Annotated in this window: 18 protein-coding genes; 6 read left to right on the top strand and 12 right to left on the bottom strand. The window is 63.7% G+C overall.

Annotated features, from left to right (window positions below; genetic code table 11):
* Positions 1 to 31 precede the first annotated feature (31 nt).
* The 4 genes from AC07UX_RS01110 to AC07UX_RS01095 are packed head-to-tail and all read left to right on the top strand — an operon-like array spanning position 32 to position 2,097.
* Positions 32 to 472: an HPr kinase/phosphorylase gene (locus AC07UX_RS01110; RefSeq protein ID WP_495190192.1), complete on the top strand. Its 441-nt coding sequence runs from the start codon at positions 32 to 34 to the stop codon at positions 470 to 472.
* Positions 469 to 1,395, top strand: coding sequence for an RNase adapter RapZ (rapZ, locus tag AC07UX_RS01105; protein ID WP_495190191.1), 927 nt, complete (start codon positions 469 to 471; stop codon positions 1,393 to 1,395). The genes AC07UX_RS01110 and rapZ overlap by 4 nt, the downstream gene beginning before the upstream one ends.
* A gap of 28 nt (positions 1,396 to 1,423) precedes the next feature.
* Positions 1,424 to 1,828, top strand: coding sequence for a PTS sugar transporter subunit IIA (locus AC07UX_RS01100; RefSeq protein WP_056683923.1), 405 nt, complete (start codon positions 1,424 to 1,426; stop codon positions 1,826 to 1,828).
* On the top strand, positions 1,825 to 2,097 hold the full coding sequence (locus AC07UX_RS01095; RefSeq protein WP_495190190.1) for an HPr family phosphocarrier protein: 273 nt from the start codon (positions 1,825 to 1,827) through the stop codon (positions 2,095 to 2,097). The genes AC07UX_RS01100 and AC07UX_RS01095 overlap by 4 nt, the downstream gene beginning before the upstream one ends.
* A gap of 108 nt (positions 2,098 to 2,205) precedes the next feature.
* On the opposite strand, the gene AC07UX_RS01090 is transcribed toward AC07UX_RS01095, so the two are convergent.
* Complete coding sequence (locus AC07UX_RS01090) at positions 2,206 to 3,312, bottom strand: AI-2E family transporter (RefSeq protein ID WP_495190189.1); 1,107 nt, start codon at positions 3,310 to 3,312, stop codon at positions 2,206 to 2,208.
* Between the two features lie 130 nt (positions 3,313 to 3,442).
* Between AC07UX_RS01090 and AC07UX_RS01085 the strand changes: the two genes are divergently transcribed.
* Entirely contained in the window at positions 3,443 to 4,243 is an 801-nt protein-coding gene (locus AC07UX_RS01085) for a TrmH family RNA methyltransferase (protein WP_495191746.1), read from the top strand.
* A gap of 51 nt (positions 4,244 to 4,294) precedes the next feature.
* Entirely contained in the window at positions 4,295 to 5,575 is a 1,281-nt protein-coding gene (locus AC07UX_RS01080; protein WP_495190188.1) for an MFS transporter, read from the top strand.
* Positions 5,576 to 5,692: 117 nt separating this feature from the next.
* Here AC07UX_RS01080 and AC07UX_RS01075 read toward each other — a convergent pair whose 3' ends face one another.
* The 11 genes from AC07UX_RS01075 to ffh form a co-directional block, all read right to left on the bottom strand.
* Positions 5,693 to 6,208 carry a GNAT family N-acetyltransferase gene (locus AC07UX_RS01075; RefSeq protein WP_495190187.1) on the bottom strand — a complete coding sequence of 172 codons (516 nt, stop codon included), beginning with the start codon at positions 6,206 to 6,208 and terminating at the stop codon, positions 5,693 to 5,695.
* A 68-nt stretch (positions 6,209 to 6,276) separates the two neighbouring features.
* On the bottom strand, positions 6,277 to 8,952 hold the full coding sequence (locus AC07UX_RS01070; protein ID WP_495190186.1) for a TonB-dependent receptor plug domain-containing protein: 2,676 nt from the start codon (positions 8,950 to 8,952) through the stop codon (positions 6,277 to 6,279).
* Positions 8,953 to 9,304: 352 nt separating this feature from the next.
* Positions 9,305 to 9,670 (bottom strand): 50S ribosomal protein L19, encoded by a 366-nt coding sequence (rplS, locus tag AC07UX_RS01065; RefSeq protein ID WP_150411837.1) that lies wholly within the window; start codon positions 9,668 to 9,670, stop codon positions 9,305 to 9,307.
* Positions 9,671 to 9,676: 6 nt separating this feature from the next.
* Positions 9,677 to 10,414: a tRNA (guanosine(37)-N1)-methyltransferase TrmD gene (gene trmD, locus AC07UX_RS01060; RefSeq protein WP_495190185.1), complete on the bottom strand. Its 738-nt coding sequence runs from the start codon at positions 10,412 to 10,414 to the stop codon at positions 9,677 to 9,679.
* Entirely contained in the window at positions 10,411 to 10,683 is a 273-nt protein-coding gene (locus AC07UX_RS01055; protein ID WP_495190184.1) for a hypothetical protein, read from the bottom strand. The genes trmD and AC07UX_RS01055 overlap by 4 nt, the downstream gene beginning before the upstream one ends.
* A gap of 59 nt (positions 10,684 to 10,742) precedes the next feature.
* Positions 10,743 to 12,206: a serine hydrolase domain-containing protein gene (locus AC07UX_RS01050; protein ID WP_495191745.1), complete on the bottom strand. Its 1,464-nt coding sequence runs from the start codon at positions 12,204 to 12,206 to the stop codon at positions 10,743 to 10,745.
* A gap of 35 nt (positions 12,207 to 12,241) precedes the next feature.
* Positions 12,242 to 12,616 carry a type II toxin-antitoxin system VapC family toxin gene (locus AC07UX_RS01045; RefSeq protein ID WP_495190183.1) on the bottom strand — a complete coding sequence of 125 codons (375 nt, stop codon included), beginning with the start codon at positions 12,614 to 12,616 and terminating at the stop codon, positions 12,242 to 12,244.
* Entirely contained in the window at positions 12,613 to 12,882 is a 270-nt protein-coding gene (locus tag AC07UX_RS01040; RefSeq protein WP_495190182.1) for an AbrB/MazE/SpoVT family DNA-binding domain-containing protein, read from the bottom strand. Before AC07UX_RS01040 ends, AC07UX_RS01045 begins: the two co-directional genes overlap by 4 nt.
* A gap of 31 nt (positions 12,883 to 12,913) precedes the next feature.
* Entirely contained in the window at positions 12,914 to 13,408 is a 495-nt protein-coding gene (gene rimM / locus AC07UX_RS01035) for a ribosome maturation factor RimM (RefSeq protein WP_495190181.1), read from the bottom strand.
* A 5-nt stretch (positions 13,409 to 13,413) separates the two neighbouring features.
* The gene (rpsP, locus tag AC07UX_RS01030; RefSeq protein WP_495190180.1) at positions 13,414 to 13,854 is read right to left on the bottom strand and encodes a 30S ribosomal protein S16; all 441 of its coding nucleotides are present in this window, start codon (positions 13,852 to 13,854) and stop codon (positions 13,414 to 13,416) included.
* A gap of 124 nt (positions 13,855 to 13,978) precedes the next feature.
* Positions 13,979 to 15,466 carry a signal recognition particle protein gene (gene ffh, locus AC07UX_RS01025; protein ID WP_495190179.1) on the bottom strand — a complete coding sequence of 496 codons (1,488 nt, stop codon included), beginning with the start codon at positions 15,464 to 15,466 and terminating at the stop codon, positions 13,979 to 13,981.
* Positions 15,467 to 15,831: the final 365 nt, after the last annotated feature.

The raw sequence follows: 15,831 nt of genomic DNA, 5'->3' as shown, positions 1-15,831 counted from the left end.
CAACTCAGGGTAGAAGGATCGCCAAGGGGTTATGGCGCGCGCACTTTCATCAGAGACGCTGCATGCAACGAGCGTGGCCATTGATGGCCGCGTCGTGATGCTGCGCGGGCCAAGCGGCAGCGGCAAGTCCGACCTTGCCCTGCGCCTGATCGATCGTGGCGCCACGCTGGTCAGCGACGACTATACCCTGGTCAAGCGCATCGACGGCCGGCTGGTCGCCACCGCGCCGGATACGATCCGGGGCAAGATGGAGGTGCGCGGGATGGGGATCGTCGCCATGGCCACCCTGTCCGACGCGCCGGTCGCCCTGATCGCCGACCTGTTCGATCCGGTCGATCGCATGCCGCTGGAGCCGGTCCACCGCACCGTCGCCGGCATCGCCGTGCCGGTGGTAAAGATTTCCCCGTTCGAAGCCTCCGCCCCGATCAAGGTCGAACTGGCGCTGCGGGCGCTGGGGCTGGACGCAGCATGACCCAGCCCAAGACGATCCTCCTGCTGTCGGGCCTGTCCGGCGCCGGCAAGACCACTGCGCTCAAGACGCTGGAGGATATGGGATGGGAGGTGGTCGACAACCTGCCCCTCGTGCTGCTCGACCGGTTGCTCGACACCCCCCTGCCCGCCGGACATGCCGGCGTCGACGAACGCCCGCTGGCGCTGGGCATCGACGCGCGCACCCGCGATTTCGACGCCAATGCCATCGTCCAGCGGATCAAGGCGATGCGCGAACGCCATGGCCATGACATCGAAACCCTGTTCCTCGACTGTTCGGGTACCGAACTGGAGCGCCGCTTTGCCGAGACGCGCCGCCGCCATCCCCTCGCGCTCGACCGCCCGGCTGCCGACGGCATCGCCCGCGAACGCGAACTGACCGAACCGCTGCGTCGCTGGGCGACGCAGGTCATCGACACCACCGGCTTCACCAGCAATTCGCTGCAACAGGAAATCCGCGACCGCTTCTCGCTCGAACGGCTGTCGGACCCGGTGCTGACCATCTTGTCCTTCGGCTTTTCGCGCGGGGTACCGCGCAACGCCGACCTGATGTTCGACATGCGCTTCCTGCGCAACCCGCACTGGGATGCGACCCTGCGCCCGATGACCGGCCTTGATGCGCCAGTCGCGACCTATATCGCCCAAGACCCGGCCTATAAGGAAGCGGTGGGCAAGATCGAGGATCTGCTCACCACCCTCCTGCCCCGCTATTCGGAGGGCGGGAAAGCCTATATCACCGTCGCGTTCGGCTGTACGGGGGGCAAGCACCGCTCCGTCCATGTGGCGGAACGTGTCGCGAAATACTTGCAAGAGGCCGGCTTTTCGCCCACCATCTTGCACCGCAATATTGAATCGACGCCCCAGGATGGTCTGGAGAAGCGTCGTCCGGGAGGCCCGAAAGCATAATCATGACAAAGGTGGGCCGCGAAAGCAGATGATCGGACTCGTACTCGTCACCCATGGGTCGCTGGCGACCGAATTCGTCGTGGCCATGGAACATGTGGTCGGGCCTCAGCAGCAGATCGAAACGATCTGCATCGGGCCGGAAGACGACATGGAATTGCGCCGCGCGGACATCGCGACGGCTGTCGCCCGCGTCAACAGCGGATCGGGCGTGATCCTGCTGACCGACCTGTTCGGCGGCACGCCCTCCAACCTTGCCATCTCCCTGCTCAAGGCGGGCGAGATAGAGGTGATCGCGGGCATCAACCTGCCCATGCTCATCCGTCTGGAAAGCGCGCGCAAGGTGATGGACGTGCGCGCTGCGGTTGCCGCCGCGCGCGAAGCCGGGCAGAAATATATCAGCGTAGCGTCGGAACTGTTGGGCAGCACCACATGAATGAAATCAGCCAGGAAGTCCGCATCAGCAACAAGCGCGGTCTCCACGCCCGCGCCAGCGCCAAATTCGTGACCCTGGCCAGCGGCCTGCCTGCCGACATCATCGTCAGCAAGGACGGCAATCATGTCACCGGCACGTCCATCATGGGCCTGATGATGCTGGGCGCCGCCATGGGCGACAGCATCGTCATCAAGGCCTCCGGCCCCGAAGCCGTCGATTCCCTGGGCAAGCTCGTCGGCCTGGTCGAAGATAAATTCGGCGAGGAATAACCCCACCCAATAACCGTCATCCCAGCAAAGGCTGGGATCTCAGGCCGCCTTGCGCTTCATCGCATGCGACCCCAGCCTGCGTTGGGGTGACGTATGATGAACAGCCTGTCACCCCTCGACCGCTGCGTCCGCACCGCGCATCCGGGTGAAGATATTCCAGGTCGCGATGAACAGGGCTGCGATCACCGGGCCGATGACGATGCCGTTGAAGCCGAACATCTCCAGCCCGCCCAGCGTCGATATCAGCACCACATAGTCGGGAATGCGCGTCTCGCGTCCCACAAGGATCGGGCGCAGCACATTGTCGACCGATCCGATGACCAGCCCGCCGCACACCACCAGCACAACGCCCTGCCAGATCGCCCCGGTCGCGAACAGATAGATCGCTACCGGCACCCAGACGATGGCCGTGCCAACCGCGGGCAACAGGGAAAAGGCGCCCATCAGCACGCCCCACAACAGCGCGCCCTGAATGCCCAGCGCCCAGAAGACGATGCCGCCGATCAGCCCCTGCACGATCGCCACGACGATACTTCCCTTGATCGTCGCGCGGATGACGATCACGAACTGTTCGATCAGTGCCTGCCGCTGGCTGGCGCGCAGCGGTGCGGCCGCCGCGATGCGTTGCGACAGCATTTCCCCGTCGCGCAGCAGGAAATAGGTGAGGTACAGCATCACGCCCAGCGCCACAAAGAAGCTGAACGCGCTCTGCCCGATCTGGAACGCCTGCGCCGCCAATGTGCGGAAACTGCTGGTAACGCCCTTCGTCACCATGTCCTGCGCCGCATAGAAATTGGTCAGGCCCAGCCGCCGCAGATAGGGCGTGGCCCAATCGGGCAGCGCCGCCAGCACCTGCCCGAACAATCGCACGAAATTAATCTCGCCCGACTGGATCTTGGCGTAGAAATAGGCGCCTTCCTGCAACAGTGCCGCGCCCAGCACGAAAGCGGGGACGATGACCACTCCAAGGATCAGGAACAGGGTGATGAGCGCCGCGCCGTTGCGGTGCGTGGGAATGGCCGACAATATCTGGCGATTGAGCGGCGCGAACAGGATCGCGGCGATCACGCCCCACAAGACGGCGGCAAAAAAAGGCTCGATCACCAGCGCAAAGGCGATCGACACGACCAGCACGACGCCCAGGAAGAAACCGTCCTCGATCTTGGGCGAGACGTGCAGCGGCGGAACCGGCGGCGGGGGCGTTTTGGAATCCATATCGCTGCCTTCGCAAAATTCGCGCCTCAAATCCATCACCGAACGATCATCATAACCTGCCCCCTGTCCTTTTCGCCTTTCCATGGGTAAGGAAGCCGCTTCCTCCGCTCTTTTGGGACCAGCAACGACCGTGGCACGCGAAATCACCGGATTTTCCAACCCGCTGGTGAAGCGCGTCCGATCCCTGCGGGAAAAGAAGCATCGCAAGGCGGAAGGCTTGTTCCTGGCCGAAGGGCTGCGCATCCTGACCGAAGCGCGCGAGGAAGGCGTGCTGCCAGAAATGCTGTTCCACGCCGGATCGACGCACCCGCTGGCGCTGGACCTGATCGACGCGATCGAGGCGGACGGCGGCGACGTCATCGAAACCACGCCCGACATCCTGTCCAAGATCAGCGGCAAGGATAATGCCCAGGCGGTGGTCGGCGTCTATCGCGACCGGCTGACCCCGCTTGCCAGGCTGGATCGCAGCACGGCCGACATCTGGATCGTCGCCCAGTCGCTCCGCGACCCCGGCAATCTTGGCACCATATTGCGCACCGGCGACGCCGTGGGCGCAGGCGGCCTCATCCTGATCGACGATTGCGTCGATCCCTTCTCGGTCGAATCGGTCCGCGCTTCCATGGGGGCGCTCTTCACCCAGTCCATCACCCAGGCGCGCTGGGGCGAATTCATGCACTGGTTGCGCGAAGGCCCCGGTGAACTGATCGGCACCAGCCTGAAAGCCACGCAGGATTATCAGGAACCGCGCTACGCCAGCCCCAGCTTCCTGCTGGTCGGCAACGAAGCGCAGGGCCTGCCGGAGGCTTACGAGGCCGAATGCGACCAGTTGGTGAAGATGCCGATGCTGGGCAAGGCCGACAGCCTGAACGCCGCGGTGGCCACCGCGGTCATGGCCTATGAATTGCTGAACCAGAAACGACGGCGCGGATAAGCAGGGCGTTCCCATCGGTCAAACCGGTTAAAGTAGGGCGGGCGAGAAGAGATGACAGCAACCAACGGGATCGGGGAAATGTGGCGGCACAAGCGGGTGCTCGCGGCCAGCCTGATCGGCACGGCGGTCGAATTTTACGACTTCTACATCTACGCCACCGCCGCCAGCCTTATCTTCCCCTCGCTTTTCTTCCCGGCCTCTTCGCCGACGGCGCAGCTGATGGCCTCCTATGGCAGCCTCGCCCTCGCTTTCTTCGCGCGACCGGTCGGCGCGGCGGTGTTTGGCCACTATGGCGACCGCATCGGGCGGAAGGCCACATTGGTCGCCTCGCTGATGCTGATGGGCGGCTGCACCCTGCTGATCGGCTTCCTGCCGACCTATCAGATGATCGGCTATTGGGCGCCGCTGATCCTGTGCCTGCTGCGCTTCGGTCAGGGCTTTGGTTTGGGCGGCGAATGGGGCGGCGCGGCGCTGCTGGCAGTGGAGAACGCCCCGCCCGGCTGGCGCGCCCGCTTCGGCATGTTCCCGCAACTGGGCGCCCCGGTCGGCTTCATCGCCGCCAACGGCTTGTTCCTGTTACTGGGCGCCTTCCTGACGGATGCGGACTTCTTCGCCTGGGGCTGGCGCCTGCCCTTCATCGGCAGCGCGGTGCTGGTGATCCTGGGCCTCTGGGTGCGCCTCAAGCTTACCGAGACGCCTGAATTTGCCGCCGCGCAAAAGGAAACGCCGCCGCCCGCCGTGCCGCTGGCCACCCTGCTCTCCTCGCATCTGGGCGCGGCGATCGCCGGCACCTTCGCCTGCGCCGCCTGCTTTGCCGTCTATTATATCGCGACCGCCTTTGCGCTCGGCTACGGCACCACCGCTCTCAAGATCGACCGGGAAATCTTCCTCGCCATCCAATTGGGCGCGATCCTGTTCATGGCGGTCAGCATCGTGCTGGCCGGCTGGTGGTCGGACCGCACGACGCCCACCACCGCCCTCGCCTGGGGCTGCGTCGGCACCGTGGCGATGGGTCTGGTCTTCGGCCCGCTGATCGGTACCGGCGCGCTCCTGCCGATCTTCGTGGCGCTCAGCCTCGCGCTGTTCGTCATGGGCTTCATCTACGGACCGCTGGGTGCCTATCTCCCCGCCCTCTTCCCCATCCAGCTGCGCTACACCGGCGCGTCCTTCGCCTTTAACCTTGGCGGGATCATCGGCGGAGCGCTCGCCCCGATCGTCGCAACCTGGCTGATCGGCATGCAGGGCGTGGGCCTTGTCGGCCTCTATATGTCGGCCGCCGCGCTCATCAGCCTCGCCGGCCTGTGGTTCACCAGCCGCAAGGCCAGAAAATGATGGGCAGCCATGGCTCAAAGTTACCTGGCGCAGGCCGGGGTCCAGTTCAGAGCGTAGGAATGGCCCCGGCCTAAGCCGGGACACCCGTCTGACGTATCCGCCTCATGGCATGATGCGCTAGGCCATGACCTTGCGCATCAGCAGCATCGGTACGCCGCTGTCTTCAAATGCGCGCACGCCTTCGAACCCGAAGCTGCGATAGAGCGGTACCCCGGCCATCGTGCCGGACAGTTCCAGCGCGCCGAACCCTTCCGCCCTGGCCGCCGCCTCGCATAGCGACAGGATCATCGTCCCCACGCCTTTGCGCACATGATCGGGATCGGTGTACATCGCCCGCACCTTCGCCGCCTCGGTCGCCGGGTCCAGCGCCCGGTCGTCGCGCCCCGCGCTATGATTGCCGCCATAGGGCGTCGCCCGCCGGCTCCATCCGCCGCAGCCGGCAATCTCGCCCCTGTCCTCGATCACGAAATAGGTGCCGTCGGCAATCAAACGGCTGTCCAGCCCCATGAAGCCATGGCTGGCCGCCACCTGCTCCGGCGTCAGGTAAGCAGCTTGCAATTGTTCGATGGCGCGGCTCATGACGACGCAAAGGGCTCTTTCGTCGGCAACCGTAGCAAGGCGATGGGTCAGCATGCAGGCGTCCGTGCAAGGAAACAGCCGGCCCCGCAAGGGACCGGCTGCAACACAATGGCCAGGCAGGATCAGAATTTGAAGCCAGCCTTTGCGTACCAGAAGCCGCCATTGAAGCCGAAGGGCGATACGTCCGGATAGATATCGCCGGTAAACCGCCCGCCGGTCGACGCATAGACCGGTCCCAACGTGCCCTTGGTATTGGAGAATTTGTCGGGATAGTTGCTGAAGATATTCTGCGCACCGGCACTCAGCGTGAAATTCTCGTTGAGCTCGTAGCTGACTTCCAGATCGAACACGAATTCGCTGCCGAAGGTCTGCGACACCGGGCCATCATCCGTCATGGTATATTTGCCGTACCAGTTCATGCGTCCCAATATGGACAGTGGCCCGGCGGTCCAGTTCTCGGTCAGGATGACGCGGGTCTTGGGCAGGGTCTTTTCCAGCTGCGCCACACGAACGTCCGATACCACCGTGGTATCGCGGGACGTGACCTTGGTCTTGTTCCAGTTGAAGGCCAGGGTGGAATTGAGCACGCCAAGATCGCCGATCGGCATCCGGTAGCTGCCGACGACGTCGATACCCTGCGTGCGGGTGTCGAAGGCGTTGGTCAGGAACTGCACTTCATTGACCGTGGCATAGTTCGCAAGGCCGAGCGACTGGAGCGTGGGACGTTGCGCGTTGTCGATCTCGAAGGTGCCCGACGTGCCGATGCGATCCTTCACCTTGATGTTGTAATAGTCGATCGACAGCGTGGCGCCCGGAGCCGGCGTGAACACGGTGCCCAGCGAGAAGCTTACCGACTCCTCGGGCGTGAGCGGCTTTGCGCCCAGGAAGGCGGCGACCGGGCTGGTCACCGGCAGCGTCATCGATTCGATCGCATTGGGATTGCCGGGATTGAACACGGTCGCAATGCTGCTCGAATTGACCTGGCCGGGCGTCGGCGCGCGGAAGCCCGTCGCCACCGTGCCACGCAGGGCAAGGATGTCCGGCACGACGGCGTAGCGGGCAGAGAACTTGCCCGTCGTCGAATTGCCGAAGTCGGACAGATGCTCGTAACGGCCGGCGATACCGAACGACAGCTGTTCGGTCACGTCGCCTTCGATATCTATATAGAGACCCTTGGAATTGCGGCTGCTCTCACCTGCAATGGCTGGGCCATAGCCGGGGAAGCCGTTGGCGCCCACCGGCAGGGTAACGGACAATTGCGTGCCGTCCGCATTCAGCACCGGCGTCCCGTCCTGATGGAAGACCAGGTTACCGGTATAGGGACCGACGGCGTAGGATGCCGCGTCGCCCAGGCCCAGCTCATATGATTCCCGGAAATATTGCCCGCCAAAGGCGATGGTGATCGGGCTGGCGAAGCCGACTTCCCACGGATAGCTGAAGTCCGCGTTGAACAGCGTTTCTCGCTGTTGCAGCTTGCCCAGATAGAATTCGGTCGGCGACGTGATGCCCAGCGACGGGTTCATCGTGCCGTCCATCGTATATTTCAGCGTCGATTGGCCATAGCTGCCCGACAGGTCGTAATTCAGGCCGAAGCCCATCGTCCCTTTATAGCCGACCGTGCCCGAAATATCGTCGATCTTGCCGAAGAAGATCGGGGTGAAGCCGCCCGAATAGACGCAGCTCCAATTCTGCACCAGCGGATTGGAGCAGGTCGACACCTGCGTATAGTCGCGCGTGGCCGGATCATAACCATTTGGTGCATAGACGTTACCGCCAGCCGCACCGGTCTGGATACCCGGCAGCGTGTTGTCGAAGTCCGTGAAATAGTCGTTGTAGATGCCGTTGCGGCCAAAGCTGTTGCCTTCAATGTCGACCCCGGCAGTGTCCACCGACTGTCGATAGTTGAAGCTCTCTTCTTGGAAGCTGTGGCCATAATTGCCGAAGAAGTAGATGCTGCTGGTGTCGTCCAGGTCGAAATGACCGTTGGCGAAGATGCGGTAGGATTCCATTTTCGGATTGCCGTAACGCTGCGCCAGCGCCGGTACGCCGATGTCGGGCTGCTCTTGTGCCAGCAGATGCGCACCGGCGCGCGTTACGCCACGGCTGGTCTTGCCGGCGTTCACATATTCGCCGCTGATATTGATGACGCCGCTGTCGCCCAGCTTGAAGCCAGCGTTCAGCGCCACCTGATAATCCTCGCCGTCGCCGCGATAATATTGGCCATAACGGGCATAGCCGGAATAGCCGACATCGTCGCGCAGCGTCATGTTGATGACGCCGGCGATTGCGTCGGAGCCATATTGTGCCGATGCGCCGTCGCGCAGCACTTCGACAGCTTTGACCGCGATGGCGGGGATTTGGGCAAGGTCGGCCGAATGGGCGCCGGCCGACTGGGCATTGGCACCGATCTGGACCAGTGCGCTGCGATGCATGCGCTTGCCGTTGACCAGCACCAGCGTCTGGTCAGGCGCCAGCCCGCGCAGGTTGGGCGGACGGACGAAGGAAGAACCGTCACCGATCGCATAGCGCGCGACCGAGAAGGACGGGACCAGATTCTGGATGACCTGGTTCATGTCGGCCGTCCCCTGCTTTTGCAGTTCCTGGCCGGAATAGACATCGATCGGTGTGGGCGATTCCGCAACGGTGCGGTCGGTACGGCGGGTACCGGTGACGATGATGGTTTGCCCAGGCTCCGCTGGCGCAGCCTCCTGTGGTCCAGCGTCCTGCGCGAAGGCAGGAACGGCGTAGAGGAGCGCGGCAGCAATCGCGCCGCGCGAAATCAAACCCTCGATCTTCATCAAAAAGCCCCCTTAATGTCTTTTAGTTGAGGCCTTCCGACATTCCCCTTCCCTTACAATCCAGTGTTTTTTGGCCGCGACCAGCCACTGCCAAAATCGAGGATTTCGGCATCGCAACATTTGGTAACGTCTGGAAATAGAAGGCTGACATAAAAGCATCGCGGGCGAAATTACATTTATGCCGCACTGCAAAATCTTTGTAACGGCATCGGCCTGCGCACTGACATCGGGCAATTCAAATATTTGTAACATAAAGAAAAAGGCGGCACCCACCGGGGGTACCGCCTGTTTCATTTTTACAACTGTCAAGAGACAGCGAAGGATTAGCTTCGCGCCATTGACCTTCGCGCTATTAACCTTCGCGGTTGTCGCGACGCTCGGCAATACGGGCGCGCTTGCCGGTGCGGCCGCGCAGATAGTAGAGCTTCGCACGACGCACGACGCCACGACGGACGACGGTGATCGAATCGAGGTTGGGCGAATAGAGCGGGAATACGCGCTCCACGCCTTCGCCGAACGAAATCTTGCGCACGGTGAAGTTGGAACCCATGCCCTTGTTCGAACGGGCGATGCACACGCCTTCATAATTCTGAACGCGGCTACGCTCGCCTTCGATGACCTTCACGCCGACGCGCAGGGTGTCACCGGGACGGAATTCGGGGATATCCTTGGCGAGAGCGGCGATGTTTTCCGCCTCGATCTGCTGGATGATGTTCATGTAACGTCAGTCCTTGGTCTTTTGCTGCGCACCAGAGGGCGAACGGTCCCGAACGCCGATATGACGTTCCCAAAGGTCCGGCCGCCTTAGCCGTGTATCTGTCTCCGCCTGGTGTTTCCGCCAGGCGGCGATCTTCGCATGATCCCCCGATCGCAACACTTGCGGGATCGCGCGCCCCTCCCATTCCACCGGGCGGGTATAATGCGGATATTCGAGCAGGCCCGTTTCAAAGGACTCCTCGACTCCGCTGGAAGCCGCGCCCATTACACCGGGAAGCAGTCGAACACAAGCATCCAGCAGCAGCAAAGCCGCCATTTCCCCGCCGGACAGGATGATATCGCCCATGCTGACCTGCTCGATCGGGCGCGCGTCGAAGATACGCTCGTCGAACCCCTCGAACCGGCCGCACAGGATCGTCACGCCCGGCCCCGTCGCAAGTGCCCGCACCCGCGCCTGCGTGATGGGCGTGCCGCGCGGCGTCATGGCCAGCACGGGCAGGTCGGGCCGCTTGTCCAGCGCATGGTCGACCGCCTGCGCCAATATGTCCGCGCGCAGCACCATGCCCGCGCCGCCCCCTGCGGGTGTGTCGTCCACGGTGCGGTGACGATCGGCGGCGAAATCGCGGATATGGATCGGTTCGCACGACCATCTGCCGTCCGCCAGCGCCCTGCCCGCCAGCGAAGCCCCCAATGGCCCCGGAAACATGTCGGGATAGAGCGTCAATATCTGCGCGGCAAAGCTCATGCGCGTCGCGTCCGGACCCAGGCGGCCGACACGCCGCCCGCCATGCACAGCGCGCCGCACAACAGCAAGGTGAGGCCACTTGCCCGCATCAGGTCGCCAAAGGGCCGGCCAGGATGCAGCAACGCAGGCACCAGCAACAGCAGCGGAATGGGGCAAATCAGCGCCACGGCGGTCGACAGCTTCGCCCCGCGCGACCAGTCGACGCCGAACAGGCGCCAACCGGCGGCCAGCATTGCGAACAGGTAGATTGCGGTGAGGATTTGCGCCATGGCCCGCGCTTAGGCGAAGCGCGCTGCCCCGTCCAGTTGCGCCTGAGCGCCGGCCCGCCTCAGGGCAGCTTCACCGCCAGTTTCAATTCCTGGATCTGCGCGTCCCGCGTCGGCGCCAGCAGGATCGATCCGCTCACCCGCCCCCGCTCGCAAACCCAGGTGAAACTGCCGGACAGGCCACCGCTCGCCTTGATCGGCGCATCGCTCCGGCAGGCGCCGACCTCCGCTTTCAGCGCCGTCAATGCCCGTCGCCAGCCGTCCAAATCCTTGTCCATCAGGAAATTCATCGCCAGCCGGTCCCGCGCCACGCCCACATCACCCGCCGCATAGATGCGCCCTGCCGCCGCATAGCCCTCCGCCAGCAATGGCGACACCGCCAGCGTCCGCTCGACCAACGCGCCGGCCTTCTGCAAGGCCATGGCCGCGTCCCAGGCCGGACCCGCGCCGCCATTATAGGTGCGGTTGGTGAAGACGAAGATCCCCACGCCATGGTCCGGCATCAGCATGACATGGCTGCCATAGCCCGGATAGCCGCCACCATGCGCCAGCGTCAGGCCCAGGTCGCAATCCTGCGCGATCCGCATGCCAAAACCATAGGCCGCCGCCTGCCGGCAGGCTGTCGGCCCGCTCGTGCCATTGCGCTGCGCGATGGTGACGAAATTGCTCCCCTCCGCCAGCATCCTGACCGAGGCCCGCGACACCGGCCCGTCCTCGGCATCGTCCCGCGCCGGCCAGGCGGACAGCAGGAAGGCGACCCAGCGCGCATAGTCGTTCGCGCTGGTCTGCAACCCGCCCATCGCGCCGAACGCGCCGTCCCGCATCGCCGGCTCCGCCTTCCAGCGGCCATCCTCCCAGCGATAGCCGATCGCCCGCCGTTCGATCGGCCATTCGCTTATCTCATAACCGCTCGACGCCATGCCGAGCGGCGTCAGCAGCGTTCGCTCGACATAGCGGCGATAGGGCTGGCCGGAAACGTTGGCGACGATCCGTCCCAACAGGGCGAAGCCGAAATTGCTATATTCATAATGGCTGCCCGGCGCGCTGCTGAACGGCACACCCTGTTGCAACATGCGCGTAAAGTCCGCCTCCGGCAGCGGCGTCTGCCGATCGCCCCAGGGATTGTCGTCGACCAGCCCCGCACTATGGGTCAGCAGGTCGCGAATGCGGATATGCGGGCTGTCCCTGGTCGGATACGTCCAGCCGCGCATTTCGGGCACATAGGTTTCGGCCAGATCGTCGAGCGACAATTTGCCCTGCTCGCGCAGCGTCAATATCGACAGCGCCGTAAAGGCCTTGGTCATCGATGCGATGCGGAACAGGCTGTCGGGCGTCACCGGGCGTTTCTGCACCAGGTCCTGAACGCCCAAGCCCTTCACATGGACCAGCCGGCCATTGGCCACGATGCCATAGACCAGGCCGGGCGCATGGCTATCCACCTGAAAATCGGCGAACAGCCTGTCGATGGCCGGCAGGGCCGCCTCGATCCTCTTCTCATCGGCCGCCTGCGCCGTCGTGGGCAGCATCGCCACGCACAGCAACCATGAAAAGAAGCGTCCCGTCACTGCGTCCAATCCTCCACTTTCAGGCCGGGGATATCGGCGAAATCCTTTTCATTGCGGGTGACAAAAGGCACATCAAGAGCCACTGCCTGCGCTGCGATCAGTCGATCGAAACTGCCCCGACGAAACGGAAATTCCGCATAGACGCGCGCAGCCGATGCATCGAACGGCAATATCCCCACTTCTTCCACAAAGGCGGCCAGTGCTTCAGGTGGAGGCGGCTTGCCCCTGACCGTGCCATAGGCCAGTTCCGCATAGGTGATCGCCGATATGAACAGACTACCCGCAGGCTGGTCGGCCATGCGCGCCAGCAAAGACGGGTAAATTCCGGTAAAGGCGTAGATACAGCTATTGGTGTCCAGCAGCCGGATCATGCGCCGCTGCTGTCGCGGCCAAGCAGGTGCCAGTCGCGCGGACTGTCATCGAAATCTTCGCGCGGCAACGGTTCCAACCACGGCGCCTTGCCGGCGAATTTGCTCACGTCGATCTTGCGTTCCGACTGAACGGGTTCGAAGGTGAATTTGCCCTTGTCTTCGCGCAGGGTCATTTCCGCCCCTTCCTTCAGGCCAAGCGCGGCAGGCAGCCGCAAGGCCAGGCTGTTGCCCGACTTGAAGACCTTGGCCCGATATTCTTCGCCCATGGCGAACCTCCGTATATACGGAGTGTATATACTATTCTGTGAAAAGCGCGTCAATTACCGCGCTGTGGTCGCCTATCGTTACCGCGTGCATCGGCGCCATGAAGCGCTTGGCCTTCTGGCCCTCGGCTGCCGGTCGCTCCACCTCTATGATGTCGCCCGCACCGAAATTTTCGACCGCGATGATCGTGCCCAGCGCTTCGCCGGTGCTGGCAGAGCAAGGCAGGCCGATCAGGTCGGCATGATAATATTCGCCCTCGGCCAGCGGCGGGAGGGCGGAACGGGGCACGGTCAACGCCGTCCCGCGCAAGGCTTCGGCCGCACCGCGATCGCCGATCTCGGCGAAGCGGGCCACCGCGCCATTGGGACCGGGGCGCAGCGACTTCAACGTCAGCGTGCGCCCCGCCGCATCGAAGCTCTTGAAGCTTTTGAGGCTTTCCGCCCCTTCGCCAAAGAGCTTCAGACGGACATCGCCCGCCACCCCATGCGCACCGATGATCGCGGCCAGAGTGACGGGCTTGTCTGTCATTATGCTCAGCCTTCAGCCGATTCTTCGGCCGGGGCAGCAGCTTCTTCAGCCGGAGCGGCAGCGGCTTCAGCGGCAGCAGCCTTGGCGGCTTCGGCAGCTTCAGCGGCTTCGGCAGCCTTGGCAGCGCGATCTTCGGCGCGATCCTTGGCCTTCTGGCCCGGCTCGGCCTTGTTCGGGTTGTTGCGCACCTTGCGCTCCTTCACGCCGGCGGCGTCCAGGAAGCGGGCGACGCGGTCGGTCGGCTGCGCGCCGGCTTCGACCCAATGCTTGGCACGGTCGATGTCCAGAACGACGCGCTTTTCGTCGCCCTTGGGCAGGACGGGGTTATAGCTGCCGATGCGCTCGATGAACTTGCCGTCACGCGGCGCGCGGCTGTCGGCCACGACGATGCGGTAATAGGGGCGCTTCTTGGAGCCGCCGCGCGACAGACGGATGGAGGTTGCCATGGAACTAAACCTTTCTAACTCAACTGCTTTTTTAAAAGATTGCCATCCCAGCGATAGCTGGCGCCTCTCTTGCCTCTTTTGAGGGGCAGTGAGGCCCCAGCTTTCGCTGGGATGACGGGTTACTTCACTTCTTCATGAAATTCTGAAAGCCGGGCGGCAGCTTGGGCATATTGCCGCCCAATCCGCCAAGGCCGCCCAGCCCCGACAGGTCGGGCGGGCCACCGGCGCCACCATCGGGACCGCCAAGGCCACCCAGGCCGCCCATACCGCCGCCACCGGTGAACATCTTGGCCAGCCCTTTAAGGCCGCCCATCTTGCGGATCTTCTTCATCGCGCTTTCCATTTCCTGATGCATTTTCAGGAGACGGTTGACGTCCTGCACGGTGCGGCCGGCACCCTTGGCGATGCGGATCTTGCGCTTGGCGTTGATCAGGGCGGGCTTCTCCCGCTCCTTGGGCGTCATGGAGCCGATCATCGCGTCCAGATGGATCAGCGTCTTGTCGTTCGCGCCGCTATTGGCCATCGCCTGCTGCGCCTTTTTCAGGCCCGGCAACATGCCTGCCAGCGCGCCAAGCCCGCCCATGCGGCGCATCTGGTTGAGCTGGCTGCGCAGGTCGTTCATGTCGAACTGACCCTTGGCCATCTTCTTGGCCAGCTTGTCGGCCTCTTCCGCGTCGATCGTCTCGGCGGCACGCTCGACCAGCGACACGACGTCGCCCATGCCCAATATGCGCTGTGCGACGCGGGCAGGATGGAAAGGCTCCAGCGCGTCCAGCTTTTCGCCCGTGCCGGCAAACTTGATCGGACGGCCGGTAACGGCGCGCATCGACAGCGCCGCACCACCACGCGCATCGCCGTCCATGCGGGTCAACACCACGCCGGTCAGCGGCACCTGGCTCGTGAAGCTGGTCGCCACGTTCACGGCGTCCTGCCCGGTCAGCGAATCGACCACCAGCAGGATTTCGGCCGGGTTGGCGACGTCGGCCACCGCCTTCATCTCGTCCATCAGCGCCTGATCGACATGCAGGCGCCCTGCGGTGTCGAGCATGACGACGTCGAAGCCCTGAAGCTTCGCCGCCTGCAAGGCGCGCTTGGCGATATCGACCGGCTGCTGCCCGGCGATGATCGGCAGGGTCGCGACGTCGGTCTGCGTACCCAGCACCGCCAGCTGTTCCTGCGCGGCCGGGCGCTGGACGTCGAGCGACGCCATCAGCACCTTCTTGCGCTCTTTTTCCTTCAACCGCTTGGCGATCTTCGCGGTGCTGGTCGTCTTGCCCGACCCCTGGAGGCCGACCATCATGATGACGGCGGGCGGCGCCACGTCGATCATCAGGTCGCTGGTTTCGGACCCCAGCGTCTCGGTGAGCGTGTCGGACACGATCTTGACGACCATCTGGCCGGGCGTGACCGACCGCAGCACATCGCTGCCAACAGCCTTTTCGGTCGCCTGATCGACGAACTGGCGCACGACCGGCAGCGCGACGTCGGCTTCCAGAAGCGCGATTCGCACCTCGCGCATCGCGGCGCGGACATCGTCCTCCGTAAGCGCACCGCGCCCACGCAGCTTGTCGAATACCCCACCGAGACGATCGCTTAGCGAATCGAACATCATCACCTCATTTGGACCGAAAGGCCCGGAAAACTGTGCCTACCCATCAAACGACAAAATCGCCGGCGGGCGAAACCTCGCCGGCCAGCGTCCATCCGATGCCCCATGCGGGCGTCCTGGAGTCGTCAGGGTACGGACGGCGGACCGACCGATTGCAGTGGGGCCTTTAGGCGAAACCGGCACGAAGCGCAAGCGGGCCGCCGAACGGACAGTTCAATGACGATCTTCAAGTCACCGCGAAGGCGGAGGCAGGATATCGCGCATTGCACGGTCTTTGCTCTCTCCTACACCGCACTTCCCTGCTAAACTGGGATGATCCGGGCCAACAGCCGCCCCTACACTTTCCGATAGGATCAACAAAGCGTAAC

The organism is Sphingobium sp. GW821-FHT02B05 (genome assembly GCF_059421905.1).
This window is presented reverse-complemented; position numbering and strand designations above follow the sequence as displayed.